The sequence below is a fragment of the Streptomyces fodineus genome, assembly GCF_001735805.1.
Taxonomy (GTDB): domain Bacteria; phylum Actinomycetota; class Actinomycetes; order Streptomycetales; family Streptomycetaceae; genus Streptomyces; species Streptomyces fodineus.
Map to the genome: position 1 here is coordinate 916,343 of NZ_CP017248.1, position 22,266 is coordinate 938,608.

Annotated in this window: 22 protein-coding genes; 10 read left to right on the top strand and 12 right to left on the bottom strand. The window is 73.5% G+C overall.

The features are described 5' to 3' along the window. Positions 1-191: 191 nt before the first annotated feature. The 6 genes from BFF78_RS04025 to BFF78_RS04050 form a co-directional block, all read right to left on the bottom strand. Positions 192-1,964, bottom strand: coding sequence for a complex I subunit 5 family protein (locus BFF78_RS04025; RefSeq protein ID WP_069776985.1), 1,773 nt, complete (start codon positions 1,962-1,964; stop codon positions 192-194). Next, the gene (locus tag BFF78_RS04030; protein ID WP_069783367.1) at positions 1,964-2,311 is read right to left on the bottom strand and encodes a sodium:proton antiporter; all 348 of its coding nucleotides are present in this window, start codon (positions 2,309-2,311) and stop codon (positions 1,964-1,966) included. The genes BFF78_RS04025 and BFF78_RS04030 overlap by 1 nt, the downstream gene beginning before the upstream one ends. Before the next feature lie 8 nt (positions 2,312-2,319). Continuing rightward, on the bottom strand, positions 2,320-3,060 hold the full coding sequence (locus tag BFF78_RS04035; RefSeq protein ID WP_069776986.1) for an MnhB domain-containing protein: 741 nt from the start codon (positions 3,058-3,060) through the stop codon (positions 2,320-2,322). Next, the gene (locus BFF78_RS04040; protein ID WP_069776987.1) at positions 3,057-3,329 is read right to left on the bottom strand and encodes a Na(+)/H(+) antiporter subunit B; all 273 of its coding nucleotides are present in this window, start codon (positions 3,327-3,329) and stop codon (positions 3,057-3,059) included. The genes BFF78_RS04035 and BFF78_RS04040 overlap by 4 nt, the downstream gene beginning before the upstream one ends. 759 nt (positions 3,330-4,088) lie before the next feature. Further along, the gene (locus tag BFF78_RS04045) at positions 4,089-4,541 is read right to left on the bottom strand and encodes an MrpF/PhaF family protein (protein WP_069776988.1); all 453 of its coding nucleotides are present in this window, start codon (positions 4,539-4,541) and stop codon (positions 4,089-4,091) included. Beyond that, positions 4,538-4,732 carry a hypothetical protein gene (locus BFF78_RS04050; RefSeq protein ID WP_069776989.1) on the bottom strand — a complete coding sequence of 65 codons (195 nt, stop codon included), beginning with the start codon at positions 4,730-4,732 and terminating at the stop codon, positions 4,538-4,540. Before BFF78_RS04050 ends, BFF78_RS04045 begins: the two co-directional genes overlap by 4 nt. Positions 4,733-4,972: 240 nt before the next feature. Between BFF78_RS04050 and BFF78_RS04055 the strand changes: the two genes are divergently transcribed. After that, positions 4,973-5,530: a VanZ family protein gene (locus BFF78_RS04055; RefSeq protein ID WP_193433406.1), complete on the top strand. Its 558-nt coding sequence runs from the start codon at positions 4,973-4,975 to the stop codon at positions 5,528-5,530. A gap of 105 nt (positions 5,531-5,635) precedes the next feature. Next, positions 5,636-6,871, top strand: coding sequence for an RICIN domain-containing protein (locus BFF78_RS04060; protein WP_069776991.1), 1,236 nt, complete (start codon positions 5,636-5,638; stop codon positions 6,869-6,871). Between the two features lie 9 nt (positions 6,872-6,880). Here BFF78_RS04060 and BFF78_RS04065 read toward each other — a convergent pair whose 3' ends face one another. After that, positions 6,881-7,126, bottom strand: a complete 246-nt coding sequence (locus BFF78_RS04065; RefSeq protein WP_069776992.1) for a hypothetical protein — start codon at positions 7,124-7,126, stop codon at positions 6,881-6,883. A gap of 148 nt (positions 7,127-7,274) precedes the next feature. Here BFF78_RS04065 and BFF78_RS04070 point away from each other — a divergent pair, with 148 nt between their 5' ends. Together BFF78_RS04070 and BFF78_RS04075 are read left to right on the top strand one after the other, a co-directional pair. After that, complete coding sequence (locus BFF78_RS04070; RefSeq protein ID WP_069776993.1) at positions 7,275-8,315, top strand: PHP domain-containing protein; 1,041 nt, start codon at positions 7,275-7,277, stop codon at positions 8,313-8,315. A 51-nt stretch (positions 8,316-8,366) separates the two neighbouring features. Next, positions 8,367-9,023, top strand: coding sequence for an HAD family hydrolase (locus BFF78_RS04075; RefSeq protein WP_069776994.1), 657 nt, complete (start codon positions 8,367-8,369; stop codon positions 9,021-9,023). Positions 9,024-9,292: 269 nt separating this feature from the next. Here BFF78_RS04075 and BFF78_RS04080 read toward each other — a convergent pair whose 3' ends face one another. Next, positions 9,293-10,168: an alpha/beta fold hydrolase gene (locus tag BFF78_RS04080; protein ID WP_069776995.1), complete on the bottom strand. Its 876-nt coding sequence runs from the start codon at positions 10,166-10,168 to the stop codon at positions 9,293-9,295. 176 nt (positions 10,169-10,344) lie between these two features. Between BFF78_RS04080 and BFF78_RS04085 the strand changes: the two genes are divergently transcribed. Next, a complete protein-coding gene (locus BFF78_RS04085; RefSeq protein WP_069776996.1) occupies positions 10,345-11,376 on the top strand; it encodes an SDR family oxidoreductase in 1,032 nt (343 codons plus the stop codon). 21 nt (positions 11,377-11,397) lie between these two features. Continuing rightward, complete coding sequence (locus BFF78_RS45965) at positions 11,398-11,574, top strand: hypothetical protein (RefSeq protein ID WP_159032935.1); 177 nt, start codon at positions 11,398-11,400, stop codon at positions 11,572-11,574. Positions 11,575-11,604: 30 nt separating this feature from the next. On the opposite strand, the gene BFF78_RS04090 is transcribed toward BFF78_RS45965, so the two are convergent. Beyond that, a complete protein-coding gene (locus BFF78_RS04090; RefSeq protein ID WP_069776997.1) occupies positions 11,605-12,894 on the bottom strand; it encodes an ROK family transcriptional regulator in 1,290 nt (429 codons plus the stop codon). A gap of 154 nt (positions 12,895-13,048) precedes the next feature. Next, positions 13,049-16,228: a cytochrome P450 gene (locus BFF78_RS04095; protein ID WP_069776998.1), complete on the bottom strand. Its 3,180-nt coding sequence runs from the start codon at positions 16,226-16,228 to the stop codon at positions 13,049-13,051. Between the two features lie 245 nt (positions 16,229-16,473). On the opposite strand from BFF78_RS04095, the gene BFF78_RS04100 reads away from it, so the two are divergent. Beyond that, positions 16,474-17,115, top strand: a complete 642-nt coding sequence (locus BFF78_RS04100) for a PAS domain-containing protein (protein WP_069776999.1) — start codon at positions 16,474-16,476, stop codon at positions 17,113-17,115. Between the two features lie 208 nt (positions 17,116-17,323). Here the strand turns inward: BFF78_RS04100 and BFF78_RS04105 are convergent, their stop codons facing one another. Further along, a complete protein-coding gene (locus BFF78_RS04105; protein WP_069777000.1) occupies positions 17,324-18,217 on the bottom strand; it encodes a DUF3626 domain-containing protein in 894 nt (297 codons plus the stop codon). Positions 18,218-18,324: 107 nt separating this feature from the next. Here BFF78_RS04105 and BFF78_RS04110 point away from each other — a divergent pair, with 107 nt between their 5' ends. Further along, positions 18,325-18,819 carry an FBP domain-containing protein gene (locus BFF78_RS04110; RefSeq protein WP_069777001.1) on the top strand — a complete coding sequence of 165 codons (495 nt, stop codon included), beginning with the start codon at positions 18,325-18,327 and terminating at the stop codon, positions 18,817-18,819. 342 nt (positions 18,820-19,161) lie between these two features. Here the strand turns inward: BFF78_RS04110 and BFF78_RS04115 are convergent, their stop codons facing one another. Then, the gene (locus BFF78_RS04115; RefSeq protein WP_069777002.1) at positions 19,162-19,770 is read right to left on the bottom strand and encodes a TIGR03086 family metal-binding protein; all 609 of its coding nucleotides are present in this window, start codon (positions 19,768-19,770) and stop codon (positions 19,162-19,164) included. Between the two features lie 143 nt (positions 19,771-19,913). On the opposite strand from BFF78_RS04115, the gene BFF78_RS04120 reads away from it, so the two are divergent. Together BFF78_RS04120 and BFF78_RS04125 are read left to right on the top strand one after the other, a co-directional pair. Continuing rightward, positions 19,914-21,167, top strand: a complete 1,254-nt coding sequence (locus tag BFF78_RS04120) for an FUSC family protein (RefSeq protein ID WP_193433407.1) — start codon at positions 19,914-19,916, stop codon at positions 21,165-21,167. Between the two features lie 51 nt (positions 21,168-21,218). Next, positions 21,219-22,259: a hypothetical protein gene (locus tag BFF78_RS04125; RefSeq protein WP_069777003.1), complete on the top strand. Its 1,041-nt coding sequence runs from the start codon at positions 21,219-21,221 to the stop codon at positions 22,257-22,259. Positions 22,260-22,266 lie beyond the last annotated feature (7 nt).

Genomic DNA, 22,266 nt, shown 5'->3' on the forward strand with positions numbered 1-22,266 from the left:
GTCTTCGTCACGGCGCGCCTCCGCAACCGCCGAGTGGCCGATCTTCAAGGAAACTCTCACCGCGTACAGGGCATTTCTTTAATCACGCGTCATCGAATTCCCACCGGTAATGCGAGGTCCTTACCCGGGACTTGGTTCCGCCGCACACAGAATTCAGACAGCCGTCGCACAGCCTTCACCCGGGGGTCCGGTCAGCCGCCGAGCACTCCCGGCAACGCCAGCGCGCCCAGTACCGCGGCGCCCACGAGCAGCCAGGCCACGTAGTCGCCGACGTGGCCGGACTGCAGTCGGCGCAGGGGGCGGGCCCAGTCGGGGGCGGCGGTCCAGTCCGGGCGGGTCACGGCGAGACCGGCGAGGGCCACGGCCAGCGCGGTGGAGGCCAGGCCCAGCAGCACGCCGTGCGCCGTCCACTGCGCCACGGCGTGGGCGCCGCCCGATCCGCCCTCGTTGACGGAGCGGGCGACCAGGTCGCCGAAGCCGGGCGCCACACCGACGGCGAGGGCGGCGGCGAGGAGCACGGCGGGCACGGTTGTCATGGTGTCCGGGATCCGGCTCAGCGGGCCGGTCGTCTCGGGTTCCTCCTCGGATCCGCTGGTCTCCAGGTCGGAGTCGGCGTCCTTGGGGCGCGGCCCGAGCCCGAGGAACACCCGCCCGGTGACGCGCAGGACGGCTCCGGCGGTGATCGCGGAGGCGGCCACGTACACCACGGTGAGCGGGCCGCCGACCGCCTCCTCGGTGACCGCCTTGCCGAGCGCCGTGCCGAACGGGGGCAGGCCCGCGAGGCCGAGGGCGGCCACGGCGAACATCACGGCGGTGGCGCGCAGTTCGCGGGCCCGGCCGTGCAGGGCGTGCTCGTCGACGCTGCCGTACCGGTCGAGCAGCACGCCCGCGCAGGCGAACAGCGCGGCCTTCACTCCGGCGTGGCCGAGGATGTACAGGGCGACTCCGTCATCGCCCTGCGGGGTGAGGACGCCGAGGCCCACGAGGAACAGGCCGGTGTGGGCGATGGTGGAGTACGCCAGGAGCCGTTTGATGTGCCGCTGGTACCAGCACATGACGGCGCCGGTCGCGGCCGTGAGGGTGCCGAGGGTCACCAGGGCCCGGGTCAGGTCGGCGGCGGGGATGCCGCCGGGTCCGGCGAAGACGGTGCCGTACACCCGCCAGACGCCGTAGGCGCCGAGTTCGACCATCACGCCGGACAGCAGCATGCAGACCGGGGTGGGGGCGACGGCGTGCGCGTCCGGCAGCCAGAAGTGGAAGGGTACGGCGGCCGCCTTCACCAGCAGCCCGGTCAGCACCAGGACGAAGGAGGCGAGGACCAGCGCGTCCGGTCCGCCGTGGCCCGCCGCCGTGTCGAGACCGCGGCCGATCTTCGTCATGGCCAGTTCGCCGGTACGGGCGTACAGCAGGCCGATGCCCATCAGCATGGCGTACGCGCCGAGGGAGTTGACGACACCGAAGGTCAGCGCGCCCTGTACGGCCTTCGCCTCGTCGATGCGGTAGCCGGTGAGGGCGTAGGCCACCACGCTCATCAGCTCGAAGAACACGAACGCGTTGAACAGGTCACCGGCGATGGCGAACCCGCACATGGCGCCCTGGAAGACCAGCATCAGCGCGGTGAAGGCGCCGGGGTGGCCGCGCGGCGGTTCGTCGAAGTAGCGCCAGGAGTAGGCGAGGGCGGCCAGCGTCAGCAGCGAGACCAGCGCGGCCATGCCGAGCGCGGGCCCGTCGCCGATCACGACGATGCCGACGCTCTCGCCTCCGGCGGGCAGCCAGCCGCCGACCCACTCGACCATCGGCGGGGAGGAGTTCAGCAGCAGCACGAGCGCGAGGGCGGCCGTACCGCCGGAGACCACGAAACCGGTGATCTCGGCGGCGAACCGGGGCAGACGGCGGCCGGTGGCCACCAGCAGGGCGGCGCCGAGCAGGGGGATCGCGGGGAGCAGCGGGAGCAGGTGGTGCATCAGCCGCGCAACTCCCGCAGTTCGTCGGGGTCCACCGTGCCGTGTCGCTTGGCGATCTGCAGGACGAGCGCGAGCAGCAGCGCGGTGACGGTGGCGCCGACGACGATGTCGGTGAGGGTCAGTGCCTGCACGACCGGGTCGACCACCGGCCGGGAGCCGGGTTTGATGTCGGAGAAGACGGGGGCGGTGGCGCCGTTCTGGTAGCCGACCGCCAGCAGCAGCACGTACGTGGAGGACTGGCAGACGGCGAGACAGCCGACGGCGTGGATGAGGTTGCGGCTGGTGGCGAGGCCGTAGCAGCCGGTCAGGAAGACGTAGGCGGCGATCAGATAGGGAAGGACGTGCATCACGGCGGTCATCGGCTCCCGTGTTCCTCCTCGATCTCCACGGCCTGGTCGAGGAAGTTGGCGAGCAGGACGACGACGGCGCTCGCCACCTCGATACCGATGGCGGCGTTCAGCAAAGGGACGGTGCCGCCGGAGGTCAGGGTGTTGAAGGTGCCGTACGGCAGCAGCGTGTTGGCCAGGAACGCGGTCCCGGCCAGGATTCCGGCGAGGCCCAGCAGGAGGTAGGAGGAGACGGCGAGCGCGTCGGACGTCTCGTAGACGGCGAGCGGGCGGACGCGTTCCAGCGCACGGTAGTCCGCTCCGAGGTAGAGCAGGTGCAGGGAGGTCGCGGCGACGACTCCGCCCTGGAAGCCGCCGCCGGGGCTGAGCTGGCCGTGGGCGATGACGTAGAGGCCGGTGACCAGGGCTACGGGCAGCACGATCAGGGCGTAGCGGCGCACCGGCCGGGCCACCTCGGCCGGTTGCGGCTGTGCCCGGTGTTCGTCGCGGGCCTGGCGGAGCAGCACCACGCAGCCGAGGACGGCGGCGAACAGGATGCTCATCTCGCCGAGGGTGTCGTAGGCGCGCTGGTCGAAGTTGACGGAGGCGATGGTGTTGGCGGTGTGCCGGGTGAGGGAGGCGTGCACGGCCCGCGTGCCGTACGGGTGACTCCGGGCGCCGAAGCGGGGCAGGTCGAGGCAGGCGGCGACGAGCAGCGCGGCGAGGCCGGCGCCGCCGACGGCCAGCAGGGCGAGCCGTAGCCGGTTCACTTCGCACCGCCCTTGGAAGCGTCGTCGGAGCGGCCGCGGCGTCTGACCTTGCGCACACTGAGCATGATCAGCAGCGGGGTGAGCGCGGAGCCGACGGCCAGCTGGGACAGGCCGACGTCCGGCGCCTGGAGCACGGTGAACAGCACGGCCAGCACGGCCCCGAGCACGGACAGCACCAGCGCCTGCCGGGCGGGGTCACGCTGGGCCACGGCACCGGTGGCGGAGGCGGCCATCAGCAGCAGCGCGACGACGATCACGGCATCGTCCACATCGCACCTCCGCTCGGCCCGACCGACGGCCCGACTGACGGTACGTCAGCCACCGCCGCCCCCTGCGACAGCCGCGCAGGCACGACGCATCCCTCCCGCCTGCCCGCAGGCACACCGGGTGCCGCACACTCCTGCGCCAAATCCGCCCGCGTTGGGAGCGGGGCACATTTCCGTCGGCGCCGCGCGGGGACGTCAGCCACCTCGCACCCGTGCCGCCGATCCACGAACGCACCGCTCCCCGGCCGCCCCACGAGCCCATCGGTCGGCCCGCACCCCAGCCGCCCCCCAGGCACATCGACCGCCGCACACCCCAGCAGCCGACCCACGCACACTCGGAGCGGGGCACATCCCCGCAGGCGCCGCGCGGGCACGTCATCCATCCCCCACCCCACCAGCCGACCAGGCACGTCAGCGACCCCGCACCCCGCCAGCCGACCGGGCACGCCGGCCACCCCGCAGCCGTGACCCCGATCCACGAACACGCCGACCCGCACACACCCGAGCCGCCCCGCAGGCAAACCGCCCGCCACGCACCCCTGCGACCGTGTCGCCGGCGTGGCGGCCGGCCCGCGCTCCTGCCCCCTGCCCGCCAGCAGCGCGTCCGCCGCCGTGCAGCCCCGGGACCGCCGCACGACCCCGCGCCTTCGCCGCCTGTCCGCAACCACATCCGTCGCCCCGCGATCCACTGCCGCACACACCCTGCGCCGCACCGCGCATGTATCCGCGGCTGCGCACCGCCGGGCTCCGCCGAAGCCCATGTCAGCCACCCCGCACCCCCCGGAAGCCGCCCGACAGCGCCCGTGAGGCGATCACATTGCCGGCGATCAGCAGGGCGCCGATGACCAAAAGCTTCACCATCGCGCGGCCCGGACCGGTGGCGGCGGACACCGCTGCCACGACGGCCGCGCTGAGGCCCGCGGCGGTCCAGGTCAGGCCCCGGGCGCTGGGGCGTTCGCCTTCCAGGTCGTCGGAGAGGAGCCGGGCGAAGACGAGGGTGCCGACCGGGCCGAGCAGGGCCAGCAGCAGGGCGAGGTCGACGTAGGCGGGGCGGCCGTACCCCTGGGAGAGCAGCAGCAGGGCCGGGCACAGGGCCGAGGTGGTCATGTTCTGGGCGACGACCCGGCGGGCCGGGGTTCCGGTGGTGGCGCCCCAGAGGGCGGCCGCCCCTCCCCCGCCAACCTCGATGGTCGCCGCGAGCACCCAGCCGTTCACCGCCAGGTCACCGCCCGCCGTCCGGCCCGTGCCAGCAGCGCCCCGACGGCCGCGGAGCTGCCGCCGACGACCCACTCCAGTAGGTAGACGGGGCTGATGAGCACGAGCCACAGCAGCGTCAGCGCCCCCCACCAGAGCAGGAGTTCACCGATGGTGCGGAGGACCGTGCGCGGGGCCGTCCGCCGGTTCATCTCCCGCCTCCTCGGTCCGCTCTGTACGGATGTGCAGCCATGTGTCCGATGCTCTGCTCGGGGCATCCAAGCACCGCCGGGCCCGTGGAGGGGCGGCGGCACGCGGATCCGCAGCCGGAGTGCCCCGGGAGCGTGAACGGAAACCCGTTGTGCACCCGGAGCCGTCCGGACGGCGGCATCCCGGGCCGGTTACCGGGTAACCGGCTTACGACGCGGAGAGGTTGAGTTCTGGAGGACTCCATGGCCCGTACCATGCCGCGGCTGCCCGCCGTGCTGCGCGCACCCGGGAAACGGAAGAAGGCCGGGAAGACCGGCCCGCCGGCCGCGCGGCACGCGGTTCCGCCGGCCCTGCGCCTGCCGGCGATGCTGGTCGCCTTCGTGTGCATGGTGGCGTTCGCCGCCGTTCTGGCCCGGATCACCCTGGAGCCGTCGCCGGCCTCGGCACATCTGACGCACAGCAACCTGCATCCGGGCCGCTCCCTGCGGGCCTATCTGGAGCACGCGAGGACGGCGGACGCGGTGAAGCAGATCGGCGGGAACGCGCTCCTCGGCATGCCGTTCGGGGTGCTGGTGCCGGTCCTCGCACCGCGCGCCCGCGGGGTGCTGCGGGTACTGGCGCTCACGGCGACGGTGATGCTGGCGGTGGAGCTGGTCCAGGGGGCGCTGGTCACCGGACGGGCCTTCGACATCGACGACGTGCTGCTCAACACCACGGGTGCGCTGCTGGGCTGGCTGCTGCTGGGGCGGCGGCTCGGGCGGGCGGTGCACCGGCGCGTGGGCGATCCGGCGGGCAAGTGATTCCCTGATGACCCGTCAACAACAGGTCCGTACCAGACTATTGACGCCCTCTTTTCTCACTCCTTAAATCAAGAGGCGTCACACCCCCACGCCGAATGGAGAGCCATGGCCTCCCCACGCCTGCTCCGCAGATACCTCCTCGCCGCCCTGTCCGCCGCGCTGGTCGGCTCCGCCGCCGTCGGCCCGGTGCGGGCCCAGGCCGCCGCGCCGGCGGCCGCGACCGTCACCACCTTCTCCGACACGTTCGACGGGCCCGCCGGCTCCGCCGTCGACCCCTCGAAGTGGACGCTGGAGACCGGCGACAACGTCAACAACCACGAGCGGGAGTACTACACCTCGGGGACGCACAACGCGGCTCTGGACGGTCAGGGCCACCTGGTGATCACGGCCCGCAAGGAGAACCCGGCCGGCTATCAGTGCTGGTACGGCACCTGCCAGTACACCTCCGCCCGGCTGAACACGGCCGGCAAGTTCAACGCCCAGTACGGCCATGTCGAGGCACGGATGAAGATCCCGCGCGGGCAGGGCATGTGGCCGGCGTTCTGGATGCTCGGCACGCCCGTGAACTGGCCGGACTCGGGCGAGATCGACGTGATGGAGAACGTCGGCTTCGAACCCTCGACCGTGCACGGCACCATCCACGGCCCCGGCTACTCCGGCTCCGGCGGCATCGGCGCGGCCTACACCCTGCCGGGCGGCCAGGCCTTCGCCGACGCCTTCCACACCTTCGCCGTCGACTGGTCGCCCGGCTCGATCACCTGGTCCGTGGACGGGAACGTCTACGAGCGGCGCACGCCCGCCGACCTCGGGGGGAAGACCTGGGTGTTCGACAACAAGCCGTTCTTCCTGATCCTCAACCTGGCCGTCGGCGGCTACTGGCCCGGCGACCCGGACGCCGGCACCCAGTTCCCGCAGCAGCTGGTGGTGGACTCGGTGTCGGTGACGACGAGCAACAGCGCGACCGGAGCGCCGATACGCGGCCTGGCCGGCAAATGCGTGGACGTGGCCGGCGCGAACTCCGCCAACGGCACACCGGTGCAGCTCTACGACTGCAACGGCACCGCCGCGCAAGCGTGGGCGGTCGGCTCGGACGGCACGATAGGGGCGCTCGGCAAGTGTCTGGACGTCACGGGCAACGGCACGGCTGACGGCTCGACGGTCCAGCTGTGGGACTGTACCGGCGGCCCGAACCAGAAATGGACCGTCACCGGGGCGCACGACATCGTCAACCCGCAGGCGGACAAGTGCCTCGACGTCACCGGGAACAACTCGGCCAACGGCACGCGCCTGCAGATCTGGACGTGTACGGGCGGCGCCAACCAGAAGTGGACGGTCGGCTGAGCCGTCGCCTCAGTGCACCGTCCAGGTGTACTTGCCGCCGCCCACCCAGCGGATCGCGTCCGGGTCGTCCAGGTCGTGGATGGGGATGCCGTAGGAGGCGGCGGTCTCCAGCACATCGGTGACGGTCCTGGCCTCACCGACCACCTGACCGTCGATCTCCATGATCCTGAAGGGCGGTTCGCCCGGCCTGCCCGGGCACACCCCGTGCACCAGCACCCGCGGATGGGCGATGTGGGGAACACCTTGTTCGGTCATGCAATTCAGCGTAGAACGCAATGCGGGCCGACGGCTCATCCGCGGGAGCCGCCCAGGAGGCCGAGGACCGCCGACTCGACCGCACCCTGCGTGACCGGGCGCGCGGTTCCCCGCGCCCCGTCAGGGCGCCTGAGGGAACCTTGGTTGCATGGATCCCGTCGCCGCACTGGACCGGATTGCGTTTCTGCTGGAGCGGTCGCTGGCGCCCACCTACCGGGTGAAGGCCTTCCGTACCGCTTCCCGGACTCTGGCCGCGCTGCCCGCGGAGGAGATCGCCGAGCGGGCGGCGGCCGGGACGCTGGAGGCGCTCAAGGGGGTGGGACCCAAGACCGCGCAGGTGGTGCGGGAGGCACTGGCCGGGGAGGTGCCCGGTTATCTGCGCAAGCTGGAGGAAGAGGGCGGGGCCACGGTCGGTGACGGCGCCGGGGCCGGGTTGCGGGCGCGGGTCCGCGGGGACTGCCACACCCATTCGGACTGGTCCGACGGGGGCAGCCCGATCGAGGAGATGGGGCGGGCGGCGATCGCGCTCGGGCACGAGTGGACCGCGCTCACCGATCACTCCCCGCGGCTGACCGTGGCCCGCGGGCTGTCGCCGGCACGGTTGCGTGAGCAGCTGGAGGTGGTGGCGGGGCTGAACGCGCGGTGGGCGCCGTTCCGGCTGCTGACCGGCATCGAGTGCGACATCCTCGAGGACGGCTCGCTGGACCAGGATCCTGAGCTCCTGCAGCGGCTGGACGTGGTCGTGGTGTCCGTGCACTCCAAGCTGCGGATGGACGCCCGCTCGATGACCCGGCGGATGGTGGCCGCCGTACGGAATCCGCACGCGGACGTGCTCGGGCACTGCACCGGGCGGCTGGTCACGGGGCGGGGGCGGCCGGAGTCGGAGTTCGACGCCGACGCGGTGTTCGCCGCCTGTGCCGAGTCCGGTACGGCCGTGGAGATCAACAGCCGTCCCGAGCGGCTGGACCCGCCCCGCCGGCTGCTGCGCAGGGCCGTGGACGCGCAGGTGCTGTTCTCCGTCGACACCGACGCGCACGCGCCCGGCCAGCTGGACTGGCAGATCCTCGGCTGCGCCCGGGCCGAGGAGTGCGGGGTACCCGCCGAGCGGGTGGTGACCACCTGGTCCGCCGACGAGCTGCTGGCCTGGACCCGCGAGGGCCGGGTTCCGTCGCGCGTGCCGGGTTCCTGACCTGCCCGGCGTGGTACCCGGTCGCAGCCGGAGCCAGGAAGGGACCCGCGGATGGACCGAGCCGCCGTCTTCGATGTCGACGGCACCCTCGTCGACACCAATCACCTGCACGTCGTCACCTGGTGGGAGGCCTTCCGCCAGGCCGGACACGACGTGCCCATGCACGCGGTGCACCGGGCCGTCGGCCTCGGCTCCATGGACCTGATCGCCCACCTGCTGGGTGACGACCGCGACCCGGACCGGGACGGTGCGCTGAGCGCCGCGCACAAGACGCTGTACGGCCAGTACGGCGACCGGCTGACCGCCCTGCCGAGGGCCGGGGAGCTGCTGCGCCGGCTGCACCGGGGCGGCTGGACGGTCGTCCTCGCCACCTCGGCGAGCGGCGCCGAGCTGGGCGCTCTACGCCGGGCCATCGACGCCGACGACGCGATCACGGACACGGCGAGCGCGGAGGACGTAACGGAGGGCAAGCCCGCCCCGGAGCCCGTGGAACACGCGCTGGAGCTGGCCGGGGTGCCCGCCTCGCGGGCGGTGTTCGTCGGGGACACCGTGTGGGACATGCAGGCGGGCGGCAAGGCCGGGGTGCGCTGTGTGGGGGTGCTGTGCGGCGGGATTCCGCGGGCGGACCTTGTTCGGGCCGGGGCGGAGGCGGTCTACGCCGATCCCGCCGACCTGCTCGAACGGCTCGACGGGAGCCCGCTGGCCTGAGCACCACGGGGAGTGGTGCAGGTCACATGGCCGACTGGAACACCATGGGGTGGTTGTCCGTTGAACTAGCGTGGGTGCGGATGGGACAGTGTCCCCGGGCCTCACCTCTTGCCCGCGGGGACGATCGTCCGGCTGAAGCCCTGTGGAGCCGTTCGCCGAGAGGCGACCGTCGTGCGTGCCCACCACCTGACCGCCCCGGTCGTGATTCCCCCGTCACGGCCGGGGCTCTCTTCTGTCCGGCACCGGGTCCAGGCGGCCCGGTACGGGGGCTAGGCGTCGGACTTCGCCCCGGCGAGTGCGATGTCCCGGGCGGCTCCCGCGTCGATGAACTCGCGCAGATCCGCCGTGAGCCGTTCCCCGTGCGTCACGAACAGGCCGTGGCCGCCGCGCTCGTAGACCTTCAGGGTGCTGTCCGGGACCAGCCGGGCCACGCGCTCCGCGGTGCGGTCCAGGGGCGCGGAGGTGTCGTCGGTGCCGTGCACGACGAGCACCGGCACGTTCACCGAGGGCAGTTCGGCCACGGCGTCCAGGTCGGCGACCACGCCCCGGATGCCCATCGCGGCCCGCGGGCCGGTGCTCATGCAGAGGTCGACCAGGTAGCGGACGTACTCCGGGGACACCTCGTTGCCGGGCAGGTGGGAGGCGAAGAAGGCGTCGACACCGGAGGCGAACCAGGCGGCCCGGTCACGCCGGAACACCTCGTCGTCGGCGCGCACCACCTCCGGGTCCACGCCGTCCGGGGTGCCCGGCGAACGCACCACGCCCGGGCTGACGCCGGCGACGAGGGCGAGGCGGGCCACGCGGGCGGTGCCGTGCCGGGTCAGGCAGCGCAGCACCTCACCGGTGCCGATGGAGTGCCCGATCAGCGTGACCCCGCGCAGGTCGAGGTGGTCGAGCAGACCGTGCAGATCGTCGGCCAGGGTGTCGAGGTCGAAGCCCGACCAGGGGCTGTCGGAGCGGCCGTGGCCCCGCCGGTCCAGGGCGACGCAGCGGTAGCCGGCCTCCGCGAGCGGCAGCGTCTGGTACTCCCACATCTCGTGCCCGAGATAGGCGCTGGCCACGAAGACGGCGACGGGGCCGTCGGCCGGGCCGTGGTCGATGTAGTACAGACGGGTGCCGTCGACGGGGCTCTCGAAGTACGGCATGGGGTGCCTCCTCGGCGGTGGGACCTGGTGCGACGCCTGTCCGTCGCGCTGACGTCCTCGATCCTCCCCGGACCTGGCGCACCGGTCGATTACCTCCCACGTCATGGCCGGGTGTGCGCGCGACCGGGCCCGGGTACCCGGCCGTCCGCCGATCCGTGGGCCGAGAGGAGCCGAAGGTGAGCAGCGCAGTGGGCAGCAGGGTCGTCGTCACGGGCGCCACCGGCAATGTCGGCACGAGTGTCGTACGGCTGCTCTCGGAGGACCCCGGGATCAAGTCGGTGCGCGGACTGGCCCGGCGTACGCCGCACTGGTCGCCGCCGAAGACCGAGTGGTCCGCGGTGGACATCGCCTCCGACCAGGAGAATCTCGCGGAGCGATGCGAGGGCGCGGACGCGGTGGTCCATCTGGCCTGGGCGTTCCAGCCGACGCACGATCCGGCGGTCACCTGGCGGACCAATGTGCTCGGCGGTATCCGGGTGTTCGAGGCGGTCGCCGCGGCGCGGGTGCCGGTGCTGGTGCACGCCTCCTCCGTGGGCGCGTACTCGCCGGGCCCGAAGGACCGCGCGGTGGACGAGTCCTGGCCGACGCACGGCTGGCCGGACGCCGCGTACTGCCGGGAGAAGGCCTATCTCGAGCGCACGCTGGACGTGTTCGAGCGGGACCATCCCGAGGTGCGGGTGGTGCGGATGCGGCCGGCGTTCCTGTTCAAGCGGCAGTCGGCGAGCGAGCAGCGGCGGATCTTCGGCGGGCGGTTCCTGCCGGGTCCGCTGGCCCGGCCGGAGTTGCTGCCGTTCCTGCCGGACATCCCGGGGCTCACCGTGCAGGCGCTGCACACGGACGACGCCGCCGAGGCCTACCGGCTCGCGGTGGTCTCGGACAGTGCGCGGGGCGCCTTCAATCTCGCCGCGGACCCGCCGCTGGACGCGGCCGTGCTCGCCGAGCTGCTGGGCAGCCGCCCGGTACGACTGCCGCGTACGGCGGCCCGGTCGGCGATCGCCGCGGCCTGGGGGCTGCATCTGCTCCCGGCCTCACCGCACCTGTTCGACGCCGTGCTGCGGCTGCCGCTGATGGACTGCGGCCGGGCGCACACCGAGCTGGGCTGGCAGCCGCGGCGTACGGCGACCGAGGTCCTCCAGGAGTTCCTCGGCGGCCTGCGGCAGGGCGCGGGAATGGACACCGAACCGTTGCGCGGACGAAAGGTCGGCTGACCGGGCCGAGGGGAGTACGTCATGGCCGCACAGCAGGAACCCGAGCCGGGCCGCGAGACGGGCCCGGTCCCGAGGGACATGCCCGACCAGCAGGCGGGCACCGGCGAGGACCCGTGGGAGGTCACCCCGGCCCGCCCGCCGGAGGACGAGAAGGTTCCGGCCGACGAGGTACCGGACACGGACGAACCGTCGGACTGAGCGGCCGGCGCAGGTGCCGCCGGCTCCCGTTCAGCGCGGCGCCCGCTGCCGGAGTGCCGCTCGCCACGCCGGCAGGCGGTCCTCGGTGACCGGTTCCGGGCGGCGCCCTCCGCTGGCGAAGAAGTCGGCCAGCGGCAGGATCGCCGCGCCGACGGTGACCGCGTCCGGGCCGAGCCGGCCGAGGTCGATGGTCACCTTGTCGGCCGGATGGCGCAGTGCGTACGTCGTCGCGTGGCGGCGTACTGCGGGCAGGAAGCGCGCGCCCAGCTGGAGCCCGGCCCAGCCGCCGATCAGGATGCGCTCCGGCTGGAAGAGGTTGATCAGGTCGGACAGCCCGGCTCCGAGGTACTCGGCGGTCTCCTCCAGCACGCCCAGCGCGACCGGGTCGGCCTCGGCGCCCCCGGCCGGGTAGGCGGCGGCGAGCATCGCGGTGAGCGCGGTCTCCTCGTCGAGGCCCTCGGGCGGCCGGCCGCCCGCCTCCCGCCAGCGGGCGAGCAACGACTCGGCGCCCGCGTAGGCCTCCAGGCAGCCGGGCGCACCGCACCGGCAGCGGCGCCCGCGCACCCGTACCGTCAGGTGCCCCCACTCGACCGCCCGCCCGTTCTCCACCTCGGGTGTGACCACGCAGGCGCCGACACCGGAGCCGAAGAGCACGACCACGGCGTTGCGGGCGCCGCGTCCCGCGCCGAACCACATCTCGGCCTGGCCCAGGGTCTTGGCGCCGTTGTCGATGAAGTACGGGATCTCGTCGGCGAGTTGCGAGGCCGAGCGCAGCAGCCGCTCCAGCGGGACCGCGTCCCAGCCGATGGTCTGCCCGTGGACGACGGCACCCTGGTCCGGGGTGTGCTCGACGATGCCGGGGACACCGACACCGACGCCGAGCAGGCGCTCGGGCGCGGCCCGTCCGGCGCGGAGCACCTCGGCGATGCCGTCGCGGACATGACCGGCGATCACCTCGGCGTCGTAGCCCTGCGGGGCCAACCGGCGCTCGGTGCGGGCGAGTTCGGTCAGCGCCAGGTCGAACAGCTCGACGCGGACGCGGGTCTCGCCGACGTCGACGCCGATCATCTGTCCGCTGTCCGGGGCGACGCGCAGCAGGGTGCGGGGCCGGCCGCCGTCGGAGTCGACGCTGCCGGCCTCCTCCACCAGGCCGTCGGCGACCAGGTCGGCGACCACGTTGCTGACCGAGCCGGAGCTCAGGCCGGTGGCCGGGCCCAGCTCGAATCGGCTCAGTGGACCGTCGAAGTACAGCTTCTGCAACACGGCCGTGCGGTTGCCCCGCCTGAGGTCGCGTACCGTGCGCCCGTTCCGCTCCGCCATGCGGCTCCCTTCACGAACCCTGCCCGACCTGCAACATACCCCTTCGGGCAGTCGGCATGCGCGATTCTTCCATGCCTTAGTTCACGATATGAGCTAAGCGGAACCGGGCCTGCCCCGCGTCCGGGAGGGCGCGGGACGGTGTGGGAGGTGCCGCTCAGCCCGCCGCGTAGACGTCCTCCACGTAACGCCCGCCCGCCACGAGCGTGTCGAGCCAGCGCCCGGCCGCCGCCTCGTCGCTGCCCGGGGTGCGGTCCCGGTACAGCGCGCGGAACGCCTCGCGGACGCCGGGTGCCATCCGGGCGCCGTCGCCGCAGACGTACACCCGGGCGCCGGATTGCAGCAGCTCCCAGACCTCGTCGGCCTCGGCGGCGATACGGTGCTGCACGAAGGCGGCGCCGTGCACGGGGGCGGCGCTGAAGGCGGGCCGCAGCGAGACCGCACCGGCCGCCTCGGCGGCCCGCAGTTCCCCGGCGTGCAGGAAGTCGGCGTCGGGGGCGTCGCAGCCGAAGTACAGCAGCGCGGGCGGGAGTTCGGCACCCGCCGCCCGGGCTGCCGCGCGGTCGGCGACGGCGCCGCGGAACGGGGCGAGCCCGGTGCCGGCGGCGACCATCACGACCGGTGCCGAGCCGTCGATCCGGAACGCCTCGCGGCAGGGCTGGATCCGGGCGTACAGGGTGTCACCGGCCCCGAGGGAGGCGAGGTGACCGGAGCCCGTGCCGCGGTAGCGGCCTCGGCCGGAGCGGGCGGGGGCGTCGAGGACGGAGACCATGAGGTCCACATGGCCCGGGGCGACGGCGGGCGCGGAGGAGACCGAGTAGTGGCGCGGCCGCAGCGGGGTCAGCAGGTCGAGCAGCAACGGCCAGCCGAGGGCACCGCGCAGCGCGGGGTGGTCCTCGGCGAGTTCGACGAGGGTGCGCGGGTCGTCGCCGGTGAGGGCGGCAAGGGCGGCCCGCTCGGGCGGGCAGGGGTTGGCCTCGGCGAGCAGGGCGAGCTGCCGGGCCGTCGGCCGCTCCTGCAACTCGACGTGGTGTGTGAGGAGTTGGCGTACGGTCAGCGGGCGGTCCACGGCGAGGCCGTCGCGGCGCGCGCGGGTGGCGCGGATGTCCAGGACGGCGTCGGGATCGAGACCGAACGCGGCGACGGCACGGTCCACCAGGTCCGGGGCGTTGGCCGGCAGGACGGTGAGGTGGTCGGCGGTGCGGTAGGTGACGCCCTCGGGCAGCGCGATGCGCAGGAACCGCTTGGTGCGCGGATATCCCGGCGCGGTCAGGTCGTACGCCTCGGCCACGGTCATCGGGACCAGCTCGTGCCGTTCGGCGAGGGCGTCCAGCGGGCCGCCGCTCAGGGTACGGACCTCGTAGGCGTGGTCGGGTTCGTCCGCCATGGGATGGGCGGCCTGCGGATCGCCGTACTCCGTCAGGAGCGCGGTGCGCAGCCGGGCCGTGAACTCCCGGACCGTGCCGCTGAGATCGCCGGAGGCGTCGGCGGCGGCCCGCCCGGTCAGGCGCGTTGCGCCCAGTTCGGCGAGCCGGGCGTCGATGCGGGTGGGGACCTGCTGGTAGGTGGCGGCCCAGTTGCGGTCGCCGACGCCGAGGACGGCGTAGACCACGCCGGTGAGGTCGGGCGTGCCGTCGAGCCATGCGGTGAAGGCACCGGCGTCGTCGGTGGGGCGGCCGTTGTAGGAGGCGGCGGTGATGACGACGGCCCGGTCGGTGGGCAGCCCCTGCGCGTACGCGTCCAGGGCGGCGACCTCGGTGGCACACCCGACGGCGGCGGCCTCGTCGGCGAGCTGGGCGGCGAAGGCGCGGCAGGTGCCGTAGTTGCTGCCGTGCAGGAAGAGGACGCCGGTGCCGGGGCGGACCCGGGCGGGCAGCGTGTCAGGGGCCGGGGTGCCGTCCTCGTGCGGGCGCGCGGCGCCGGGCAGCGGGGCGTGGACGCGGTCGGCGGGGGTGCGCGGGGTGAGCGTGAGGGTGAAGCCCTCGGGCTTGAGGGTGAGGGTCTCCTTCACGGTGAGCCGGTACTCGGCGTTCTCGTGCAGCCGGTAGCGGTGGACCAGCATGGCGAGCAGCATGGTCGCCTCGTGCAGCGCGAACTGCCGTCCGATGCAGGCGCGTTCACCGGTACCGAAGGGCTTGAAGGCGTGTACCGGGCGGGCCGCCTCCGCCTCGGCGCTGAACCGCTCGGGGTCGAACAGCTCCGGGTTGTCGCCCCACACGGGCTGCCGGTGCAGCATCGGGACGAGCACGCTGACGGCCTGGCCGGCGGCGAGCGGGATCCGCCCGCCGAGCAGGGTGTCCTCGCGGGCGTGCCGGCTGAAGGCGGCGGCCGTCGGCCACAGCCGCAGCGCCTCGTTGAGGACCTGACGGGTGTAGGTGAGCCGGCCGATGTCGTCGTACGTCGGCTCCGGGTCGGCCGCGCCGCCCCACAGCGCGTCGGCCTCGCGCTGCACCAGCCGGAGCACGGCGGGGTGCTTGGCGAGGTAGTACAGCGCGAAGGACATCGCGCCGGAGGTCGTCTCGTGTCCGGCGATCAGGAAGGTGATGACCTGGTTGCGGATGTTGGCGGCGTCCAGGGTGGTGCCGTCGGCCGGGTGTGGCGCGCTGAGCATCAGCCCGAGCAGGTCCTCGGCGCCGCTCTGGTCGGTGCCGGTGCGGGCGGCGATGACGTCGTCGACGACCCCGGCGAGATAGTCGGCGTCCGCCCGGAAGGCCGCGTCGGCCGCCGAGTGGTCCCGGCCCGGGGTGCGGGCCAGCCGCGTCATGCTCCACTCCAGGCAGCGGACCATCGACTCCACGAAGGGGTGCGGCTCGTCGCGTTCGAAAGAGCCGAAGTCGTAGCCGAACCCGGCGAGCCCGATGGTGTCGAGGGTCATCCGGGTCATGTCGTCCGGCACGTCGACGGCCCGTCCGTCCCGCGCCGCGCGGTCCCAGGACTCGATGAGCCGGTGGGCCACCCTGAGCATCACCGGGTGGTAGGTGCGCATCGAGCCGAGCGCGAAGGCGGGCATCAGGATGTCGTGCGCCTTGGCCCAGTTGGGCTCGTCGTTGTACGCCGTGAACAGGCCGTCGGCGGTGAAGTGGCGCACGTTCTCCAGCGCGGGCCCGATGTGCTTGGCGAAGCGCTCCTCGTCGGCGAGGTCCGCGACCAGGTCGGCGTCGGCGACGAACATCGCGTCCCGGCCGTGCAGCCGGCGCACGAGCACCGGACCGTGCGTGCGCATCAGGCCCATGACCTGTTGGAGAGGGGTGCGGCCGGGACCGGTGGCGGTGATGTCGACGACCGGGACGCCGGGCAGGGTACCGGCGCGGTCGGGGTGCAGTGCGGTGGGGGACATGGCGCGACAACTGCCTTTCGCGGTAACGGAGTACTCGCGGTAACCGAGTACTGCGTTCCAGGGTGGGCGAGCGGCGGTGCGGGTCCGTGCCCCGGCACTACACGATCGCGCAGTCAAAACTTGGTCACGGGGCTTGCGCCGGCCACGCGTCCGGGGCCCGGCGCCACGCTCCCCGGTGTGGTTTGCCGCTGACCTGGATCTTCGTCTTGGATGAGGGGGGTGGCTCGGCACTTCGGGAGGTGGGCATGGACCTGGGGCGGGCCGACGGGGTCGTCTGGCGCAACCGGGCCCTGATGGTCTTCGACCGGGTGTCGGTGCCGGTCGCGGTGTGCGATGTCCACGGCCGGGTCGTGCTGGCCAATCCCGCGATGGCGGCGGAGTGCGGTACGGCCCCGGGGCAGCTGCGCGGCCGGGACGTGCTGGAGCTGTTCCGCCCGCAGGAGGCCACGCAGGTGGAGCGGATCGCCGAGGCGCTGCGGCTGCGGCACCGCTCGCGCTACCAGGTGTCGGTGCGCTGGCGGGCGCCCGGCGGGGCCGAGCGCTTCGGCGAGCTGACGGCGGACCCGGTCAGCGACACCGTGGACGAGACACCGGCCCTTTTGGTGATGCTGCGGATGCGGGGCGAGTGCACGCCGCCCGAGCCGGAGCCGGCCCGGGTCACACCGGCGGAGGGCCGGGTGCTGGCCCTGCTGGCCGCCGGCGCCACCACGGCCGGCGCCGCCCGCGAACTGGGCCTCAGCAAGGACGGCGTCACCTACCACCTACGGCGCCTGTCGGCCCGCTGGAACGCCTCCAACCGCACGGAACTGGTGGCCCGTGCCTACGCCTTGGGCGTCCTGACGCCCGGAGTGTGGCCGCCGGAGGCCAGGAGGGCGGACGGGGAGTAGGGGGTTGCCGGAAGCTCGGGCCGGTCGGGGGCTCGGGCTTGTCGGGAGCTCGAGCCGGTCGGGACCTCGGGCCGGTCGGGAGCTCGCGTGTGGCGGGTGTCTTGGGCGTGGCGAGTGCCTTGGGGGTGGCGGGTGCCTTGGGGGTGCTGGGCGTCCCCGTCATGCCTGACGTCTCTTGAGAAGCCGTACCGGAGCCCGCAGCCCCCGATCAAGCCGTACCCGTACCGGAAGGAGCCGGGGTGGAGTACGCCGTGCCCGCGCCCTCCGGGGCACCGAAGCGGGCCAGGGTGTGCCAGACCATCTTCAGGTCCTGGAGCTCGTGCCGGCCGGTGCGGGCGGCGTCGCCGATGACGCGCGGGGTCAGCAGGCCGCGCTCGGCGATCTGCGCGCCGAGGTCGGCGTACTCCGGCCCCCGGTAGTCGGCGTGGCGGCGCAGTTCGGTGACCGTGAGCCGGTAGCCGGGGTGCCACTCCAACGGGCAGGGCAACCGCCGGGCCGCTGTCTCCACCGTCGTGCCCCGGTAGCTCGCGTCGAGCACGAGCGCCTCCACGTCCCGGGCGAGCAGTACACCGGCGTGCACATGGCTCTCGATGTAGTCGTTGAGCGGGTCCTGGTCGTCCGCCTCCGCGAGCGCGATCAACGGCATTGCCGAGGCCACGCCGAAGTCGGTGGGCTCGGCGGCGCTGTCCGGGTAGCAGAAGGTGGCCCGGTCCAGGACCGCCGCGGTGAGCCTGAGGTGCGAGGAGCCGAAGCGCGGGGCCGCGCCGACGGCCTGGTGGCGGAAGTCCAGGGCGCCGTACAGCGGGCGCTCGACCGGGGCCGCGTCGTCGTACAGGCCGCCGAAGATCCGGCTCTCCCAGCGTGTCCGGTCGCCGCCCGGGTGCGCGGTCAGGCCGCCGTTGCTGGTGCCCGTGACGAACTGCGAGTGGTACGCGCCGTCGCGGGCCAGCGCCTCCAGGATCGGCAGTCCGCCGCAGACGCGGTCAGGATGGAAGTTCAGGGTGATGCGCAGTCCGGGGTCGAGCGGTGGTCCGGACACCCCGGCGGCGACGTGGTCCAGCGCCCGCCGGGCGCGTGGTGGCAGCTCGTGCCGGAAATCCATTGGCCCACCCTCCCCATGGCTACCTAGGCTAGCCGTGTACCTAGACCTATTAGGTTCCGCGCGACGAACGACGCCTCCGGAACGACGAATCCAGAAGGACTCCCCCCATGAGATCGCTCACCGAGCAGGACATCCGCAACTCCTTTATCAACTGCTCCAAAGGGGAGGCCAAGCGGCTGACGGTCCCGCGGGACCTCGGTGAACGCCCGTGGGACGAACTGGACTTCCTCGGCTGGCGGGATCCCGGGGCGCCCGACCGCAGCTATCTGGTCACCGAGCGCGATGACCGACTCGTCGGCGTGGCCCTGCGTTTCCAGGCCGCGCAGCGCGGGTTTCTGCACCGGAGCATGTGCTCGCTGTGTCTGACCACGCATCCCGGCGGCGGGGTAACGCTGATGACGGCGCGGAAGGCGGGGGCGGCGGGCCGTGAGGGCAACTCGGTCGGCCTGTACATGTGCACCGACCTGGCGTGTTCGCTGTACGTGCGGGGCGGGAAGGTACCGGAGTCCGGCGGCCGGTTCGAGGAGAGCCTGACGATGGAGGAGCAGATCGCCCGTACGACGGGCAACCTGTCCGCGTTCATCGACAAGCTGTATGCCTGACGGCGTCGGCTTCCGGTCGCGCACCCGGGTCGCCTCGACCCGGTGAAGGCGGAGCAGCGCGTCGCGGCTGCGGGCGAGCGCGTCGCCGTAGGGCCCGTCGGGGCGGGCGGTGCCGATGCCGCGGGCCGGCCGGGCTCGGCGTGTAGCGGTGGACGGCGCCGTGCGTGCCCGGTGGCGCCGAGCCCTGCCACCCCGGCGCCGCCGGCCATGCGGTCCGGGGCCCGCAGGTCGGGACGTCGTGTCGTGCCCCAGGCTGCCGACCGGGCGCCGATGGGAGTCATACGGTGACCCACCCCCCATCGCCCCGGACAGCCCCCAGCCCGCGCAGCGGCAGCCACGCGGTCAGAACACCGGTGGCACCCACTCGGGGTCGCGGCCGAGGGAGCCGAGCAGGGCCGCCGCCTCGTCCCGCGGCCCGTCGGACGCGAGGGCGGGGGCGAACACGCCGTATCCGCGCAGTCGCGGCACCAGCTGGTCGGCGGCCGGGCGCAGGCCCGCGGCCAGGGCCGGTGCGAGTGGCCGGTTCTGATCGGTGGCTACGGCGATGTCCCAGGCGTGCACGGCGGCGTCCAGCGCTGCCGCACCGGCGGCCATCGGCAGGGGCAGCGGGCCGAGCGGCGTCGGCACGGACTCGGCGTCGGCGGGCAGGTGCGCATAGCCGTCGGCCACGGCGTCCAGGACCTTGTCCAGCTCGGCCACCGGGTCGCCGTGCAGGGCGTCGGCCGGCTGGAACGGGTCCTCGCCGGGCCGGCCGGCGGCGAGCGCGAGGCCGTATGCCTGCTGGTCGATGCGCGCGTGGTTGAGCACCTGCCGTACGGTCCACTCGGAGCACGGCGTCGGCCTGCCCCAGGCCTCCTCCGGCACCGCGGCGACCACCTCGCGCAGGTAGGCGTGCGCCCGCCGGACCAGCTCGACGCCTTCGGGCTTCCCGGCGTCCTTGATATCCGCCATACCGACCCCTTCCATGGCTCTCCACGGCCCTCTCGATGCGGCGGTCTCCCCACCGCCGGGATCACTCTACGGATGCTTGCGGACAGTTCCCGTCCTCAATTGCGCACGTTCGAGCCACCCGAGGAACGGGAACAGGCCAAGGGATGCACGACGTACGGAAGTGGACCACGGGACTGCAGCGCCTGCTGGAGCGCCGCCGGGAACCGGTGGTCGTCCAGACACTGCGGTCGGCGACGGCGGCGACGATCGCCTATGTCATCGCGCTGCGGCTGAGCCCCGAGCCGGCCCCGCTCACCGCCCCTCTGACCGCGCTGCTGGTCGTCCAGGTGACCTTCTACGCCACCCTCACCAACGGCATCCGCCGGGTGAACTCGGTGGTGGCCGGCGTGCTGGTCGCGATCGCCTTCAGCATGCTGGTGGGGCTGACCTGGTGGAGCCTCGCGCTGCTGATCGTGGCCTCGCTGGCCGTCGGGCACCTGGTGCGGGTCGACGAGTACGTGGCCGAGGTGGCGATCAGCGCCATGCTGGTCCTCGGGGTCACCACCATCGGGTTCGCCGCCTGGGCACGCATCGTGGAGACGCTGATCGGCGCGGTCGTCGGAACGGCCTGCAATCTGCTGCTGCCGCCCCCGGTATGGGTGGACAAGGCGGGCCACTCCATCGAGGACCAGGCGCGCCGGGTGCGGCAGTTGATGCTGCGGATGGGCGAGGAGGCCGGCGGCCGGATCCCCTGGGAGCGGGCGGCCGAGCGGCTGCACGAGGCACGGCAGCTGGACCACCACATCAGTCAGGTGGACGCCTCGCTGCGGCAGGCCGAGGACAGTCTGCGGCTCAATCCGCGGGTCAAGGAGGGGCTGCTGCACCGGGTGGTGCTGCGGACCGGCCTGGACGCGCTGGAGATCTGCACGGTGGTCCTGCGGGTGCTGGCCCGTACCTTCACGGACCTGGCGAAGGCCCGCGGGGCCGAGGACCTGTTCCCGCCCCAGGTCGGGGCGACCGTGGAACAACTGCTGTCGGAGATCGCCGACGCGGTGGTCAGCTTCGCGGTCCTGGTCACCACGCATCTGAGCACGAACGCCGAGTCCGCGGAGGCCCGTCTGTCCGCCGAGCTGCACACGGCCGCCGGCACCCGGGACCGGCTGGCCGAACTGCTCCGGGAGGAGATCGGCAAGGACGCGGCGAACTGGCAGCTGTTCGGGGCCGTACTGACCGAGACGACCCGGATCATCGACGAGCTGAACACCGAGCACCGCACCCGCCGCCTGCTGGAGGAGCTGGACCGGGTCTCCCGCGGGCAGCGGGCGAAGCTGCCCCGGATGACGCGGCTGCGCGAGCGGCTCGGAGTGCAGGAGGAGCTGTGGCGGAACCGTGCGGGGTTCGGCGAGCGTTCTTGGTGAGGAGGGTGCCGGGCGGGCTCGGCGCGGACGGCGGACGAGGGGGCGAGGCGGATGGCCGGTTCCGGGGTGCGGATCGACGGGAACACACTGCGGCTGCCGGGCGGGGTGGCGGTGCGGTTCGTCCGCACGCTGCGGCTGCCTGAGACGGGCACGCATCCGCTGCCGCCGGGGCTGGGCGAGTTCCCCCTCCGGCGGGTCGCGGACCACGCGGACACCGTTCCGCGGGAGTGGCGGGCGCGCGGCGGCGTGATGCTGCCGGTGTATCTGCGCGAGGCGATGTGGCTGAGCTTCTCCGGTTCGACGGAGCCGGCCGCCCTCCAGGTCGGGGTCGGCAAGGTGTGCGCGGTGTCCGGCAGGCCCTGGAGCGACCGGCTCTCGCGGGATCCGCAGAACTATGTCGTGCTCCCCCGCCAGCCCTGGCTGGACGGCATCAACTCCGGCAAGGGCACGGTCCGCCAGTTCGTCGCCGTACCGCTGGGACTCGGCGCGACGGTGGAGGGGCAGGTCACCGGCGAGGAGGTGTGGGGCGGGGTGCAGTTGCAGTCGTTCCCGCTGCGGGACGACCTGCTCGCCGAGTGGCGGCGCCGTGAGCGGGAGCGGGAGGAGGCGCGGCGCCGTTCCCTGGCGGCCGGGCCTGCGGGCGGGTACGGCGCGCCGATGCCGGTGGCGGCCGCCGCTCCGGCCCCCGGCGCCGCGCCCTGGCGGTCCGCCGCGGCCATGGGCCTCGGCGTCGGCGGCTCGATGCGCCAGGAGGTGTACCGGGACGACCGGCCGCCGGCGGACTGGTCCGAGGAGCCCGCCGGACGCGTGTTCGTGCACCTGGTCACCCCGCCGCAGTGGCGGCACATCACCGGCGAGGCACCCCCGCCGTCGCCCGTGGACCGGGCGGCATACACGCGCGCGGGACTGCCCTGGTACGACTACTACGACGCCGATGCCGAGGATCTGGCCCCCACCGACCCCCTGGAGGCGGTCAAGCCGGTCGGCGACTGGCTCGGCGACGACCTGGACCCGTGGCAGGCGCCGTCCGCCGGCCAGGTGAACCCGCTGAAGGACGCGCCGGGCAAGCCGGTCGAGGACGGGGAGTGGTAGAGCCGCC

Coding starts and splice junctions, on each gene's coding strand:
- BFF78_RS04025 (WP_069776985.1), bottom strand. CDS start 1,964: ATGCACCACCTGCTCCCGCTGCTCCCCGCGATCCCCCTGCTCGGCGCC.
- BFF78_RS04030 (WP_069783367.1), bottom strand. CDS start 2,311: ATGCACGTCCTTCCCTATCTGATCGCCGCCTACGTCTTCCTGACCGGC.
- BFF78_RS04050 (WP_069776989.1), bottom strand. CDS start 4,732: ATGAACCGGCGGACGGCCCCGCGCACGGTCCTCCGCACCATCGGTGAA.
- BFF78_RS04055 (WP_193433406.1), top strand. CDS start 4,973: ATGGCCCGTACCATGCCGCGGCTGCCCGCCGTGCTGCGCGCACCCGGG.
- BFF78_RS04060 (WP_069776991.1), top strand. CDS start 5,636: ATGGCCTCCCCACGCCTGCTCCGCAGATACCTCCTCGCCGCCCTGTCC.
- BFF78_RS04065 (WP_069776992.1), bottom strand. CDS start 7,126: ATGACCGAACAAGGTGTTCCCCACATCGCCCATCCGCGGGTGCTGGTG.
- BFF78_RS04070 (WP_069776993.1), top strand. CDS start 7,275: ATGGATCCCGTCGCCGCACTGGACCGGATTGCGTTTCTGCTGGAGCGG.
- BFF78_RS04075 (WP_069776994.1), top strand. CDS start 8,367: ATGGACCGAGCCGCCGTCTTCGATGTCGACGGCACCCTCGTCGACACC.
- BFF78_RS04080 (WP_069776995.1), bottom strand. CDS start 10,168: ATGCCGTACTTCGAGAGCCCCGTCGACGGCACCCGTCTGTACTACATC.
- BFF78_RS45965 (WP_159032935.1), top strand. CDS start 11,398: ATGGCCGCACAGCAGGAACCCGAGCCGGGCCGCGAGACGGGCCCGGTC.
- BFF78_RS04090 (WP_069776997.1), bottom strand. CDS start 12,894: ATGGCGGAGCGGAACGGGCGCACGGTACGCGACCTCAGGCGGGGCAAC.
- BFF78_RS04095 (WP_069776998.1), bottom strand. CDS start 16,228: ATGTCCCCCACCGCACTGCACCCCGACCGCGCCGGTACCCTGCCCGGC.
- BFF78_RS04100 (WP_069776999.1), top strand. CDS start 16,474: ATGGACCTGGGGCGGGCCGACGGGGTCGTCTGGCGCAACCGGGCCCTG.
- BFF78_RS04105 (WP_069777000.1), bottom strand. CDS start 18,217: ATGGATTTCCGGCACGAGCTGCCACCACGCGCCCGGCGGGCGCTGGAC.
- BFF78_RS04110 (WP_069777001.1), top strand. CDS start 18,325: ATGAGATCGCTCACCGAGCAGGACATCCGCAACTCCTTTATCAACTGC.
- BFF78_RS04115 (WP_069777002.1), bottom strand. CDS start 19,770: ATGGCGGATATCAAGGACGCCGGGAAGCCCGAAGGCGTCGAGCTGGTC.
- BFF78_RS04120 (WP_193433407.1), top strand. CDS start 19,914: ATGCACGACGTACGGAAGTGGACCACGGGACTGCAGCGCCTGCTGGAG.
- BFF78_RS04125 (WP_069777003.1), top strand. CDS start 21,219: ATGGCCGGTTCCGGGGTGCGGATCGACGGGAACACACTGCGGCTGCCG.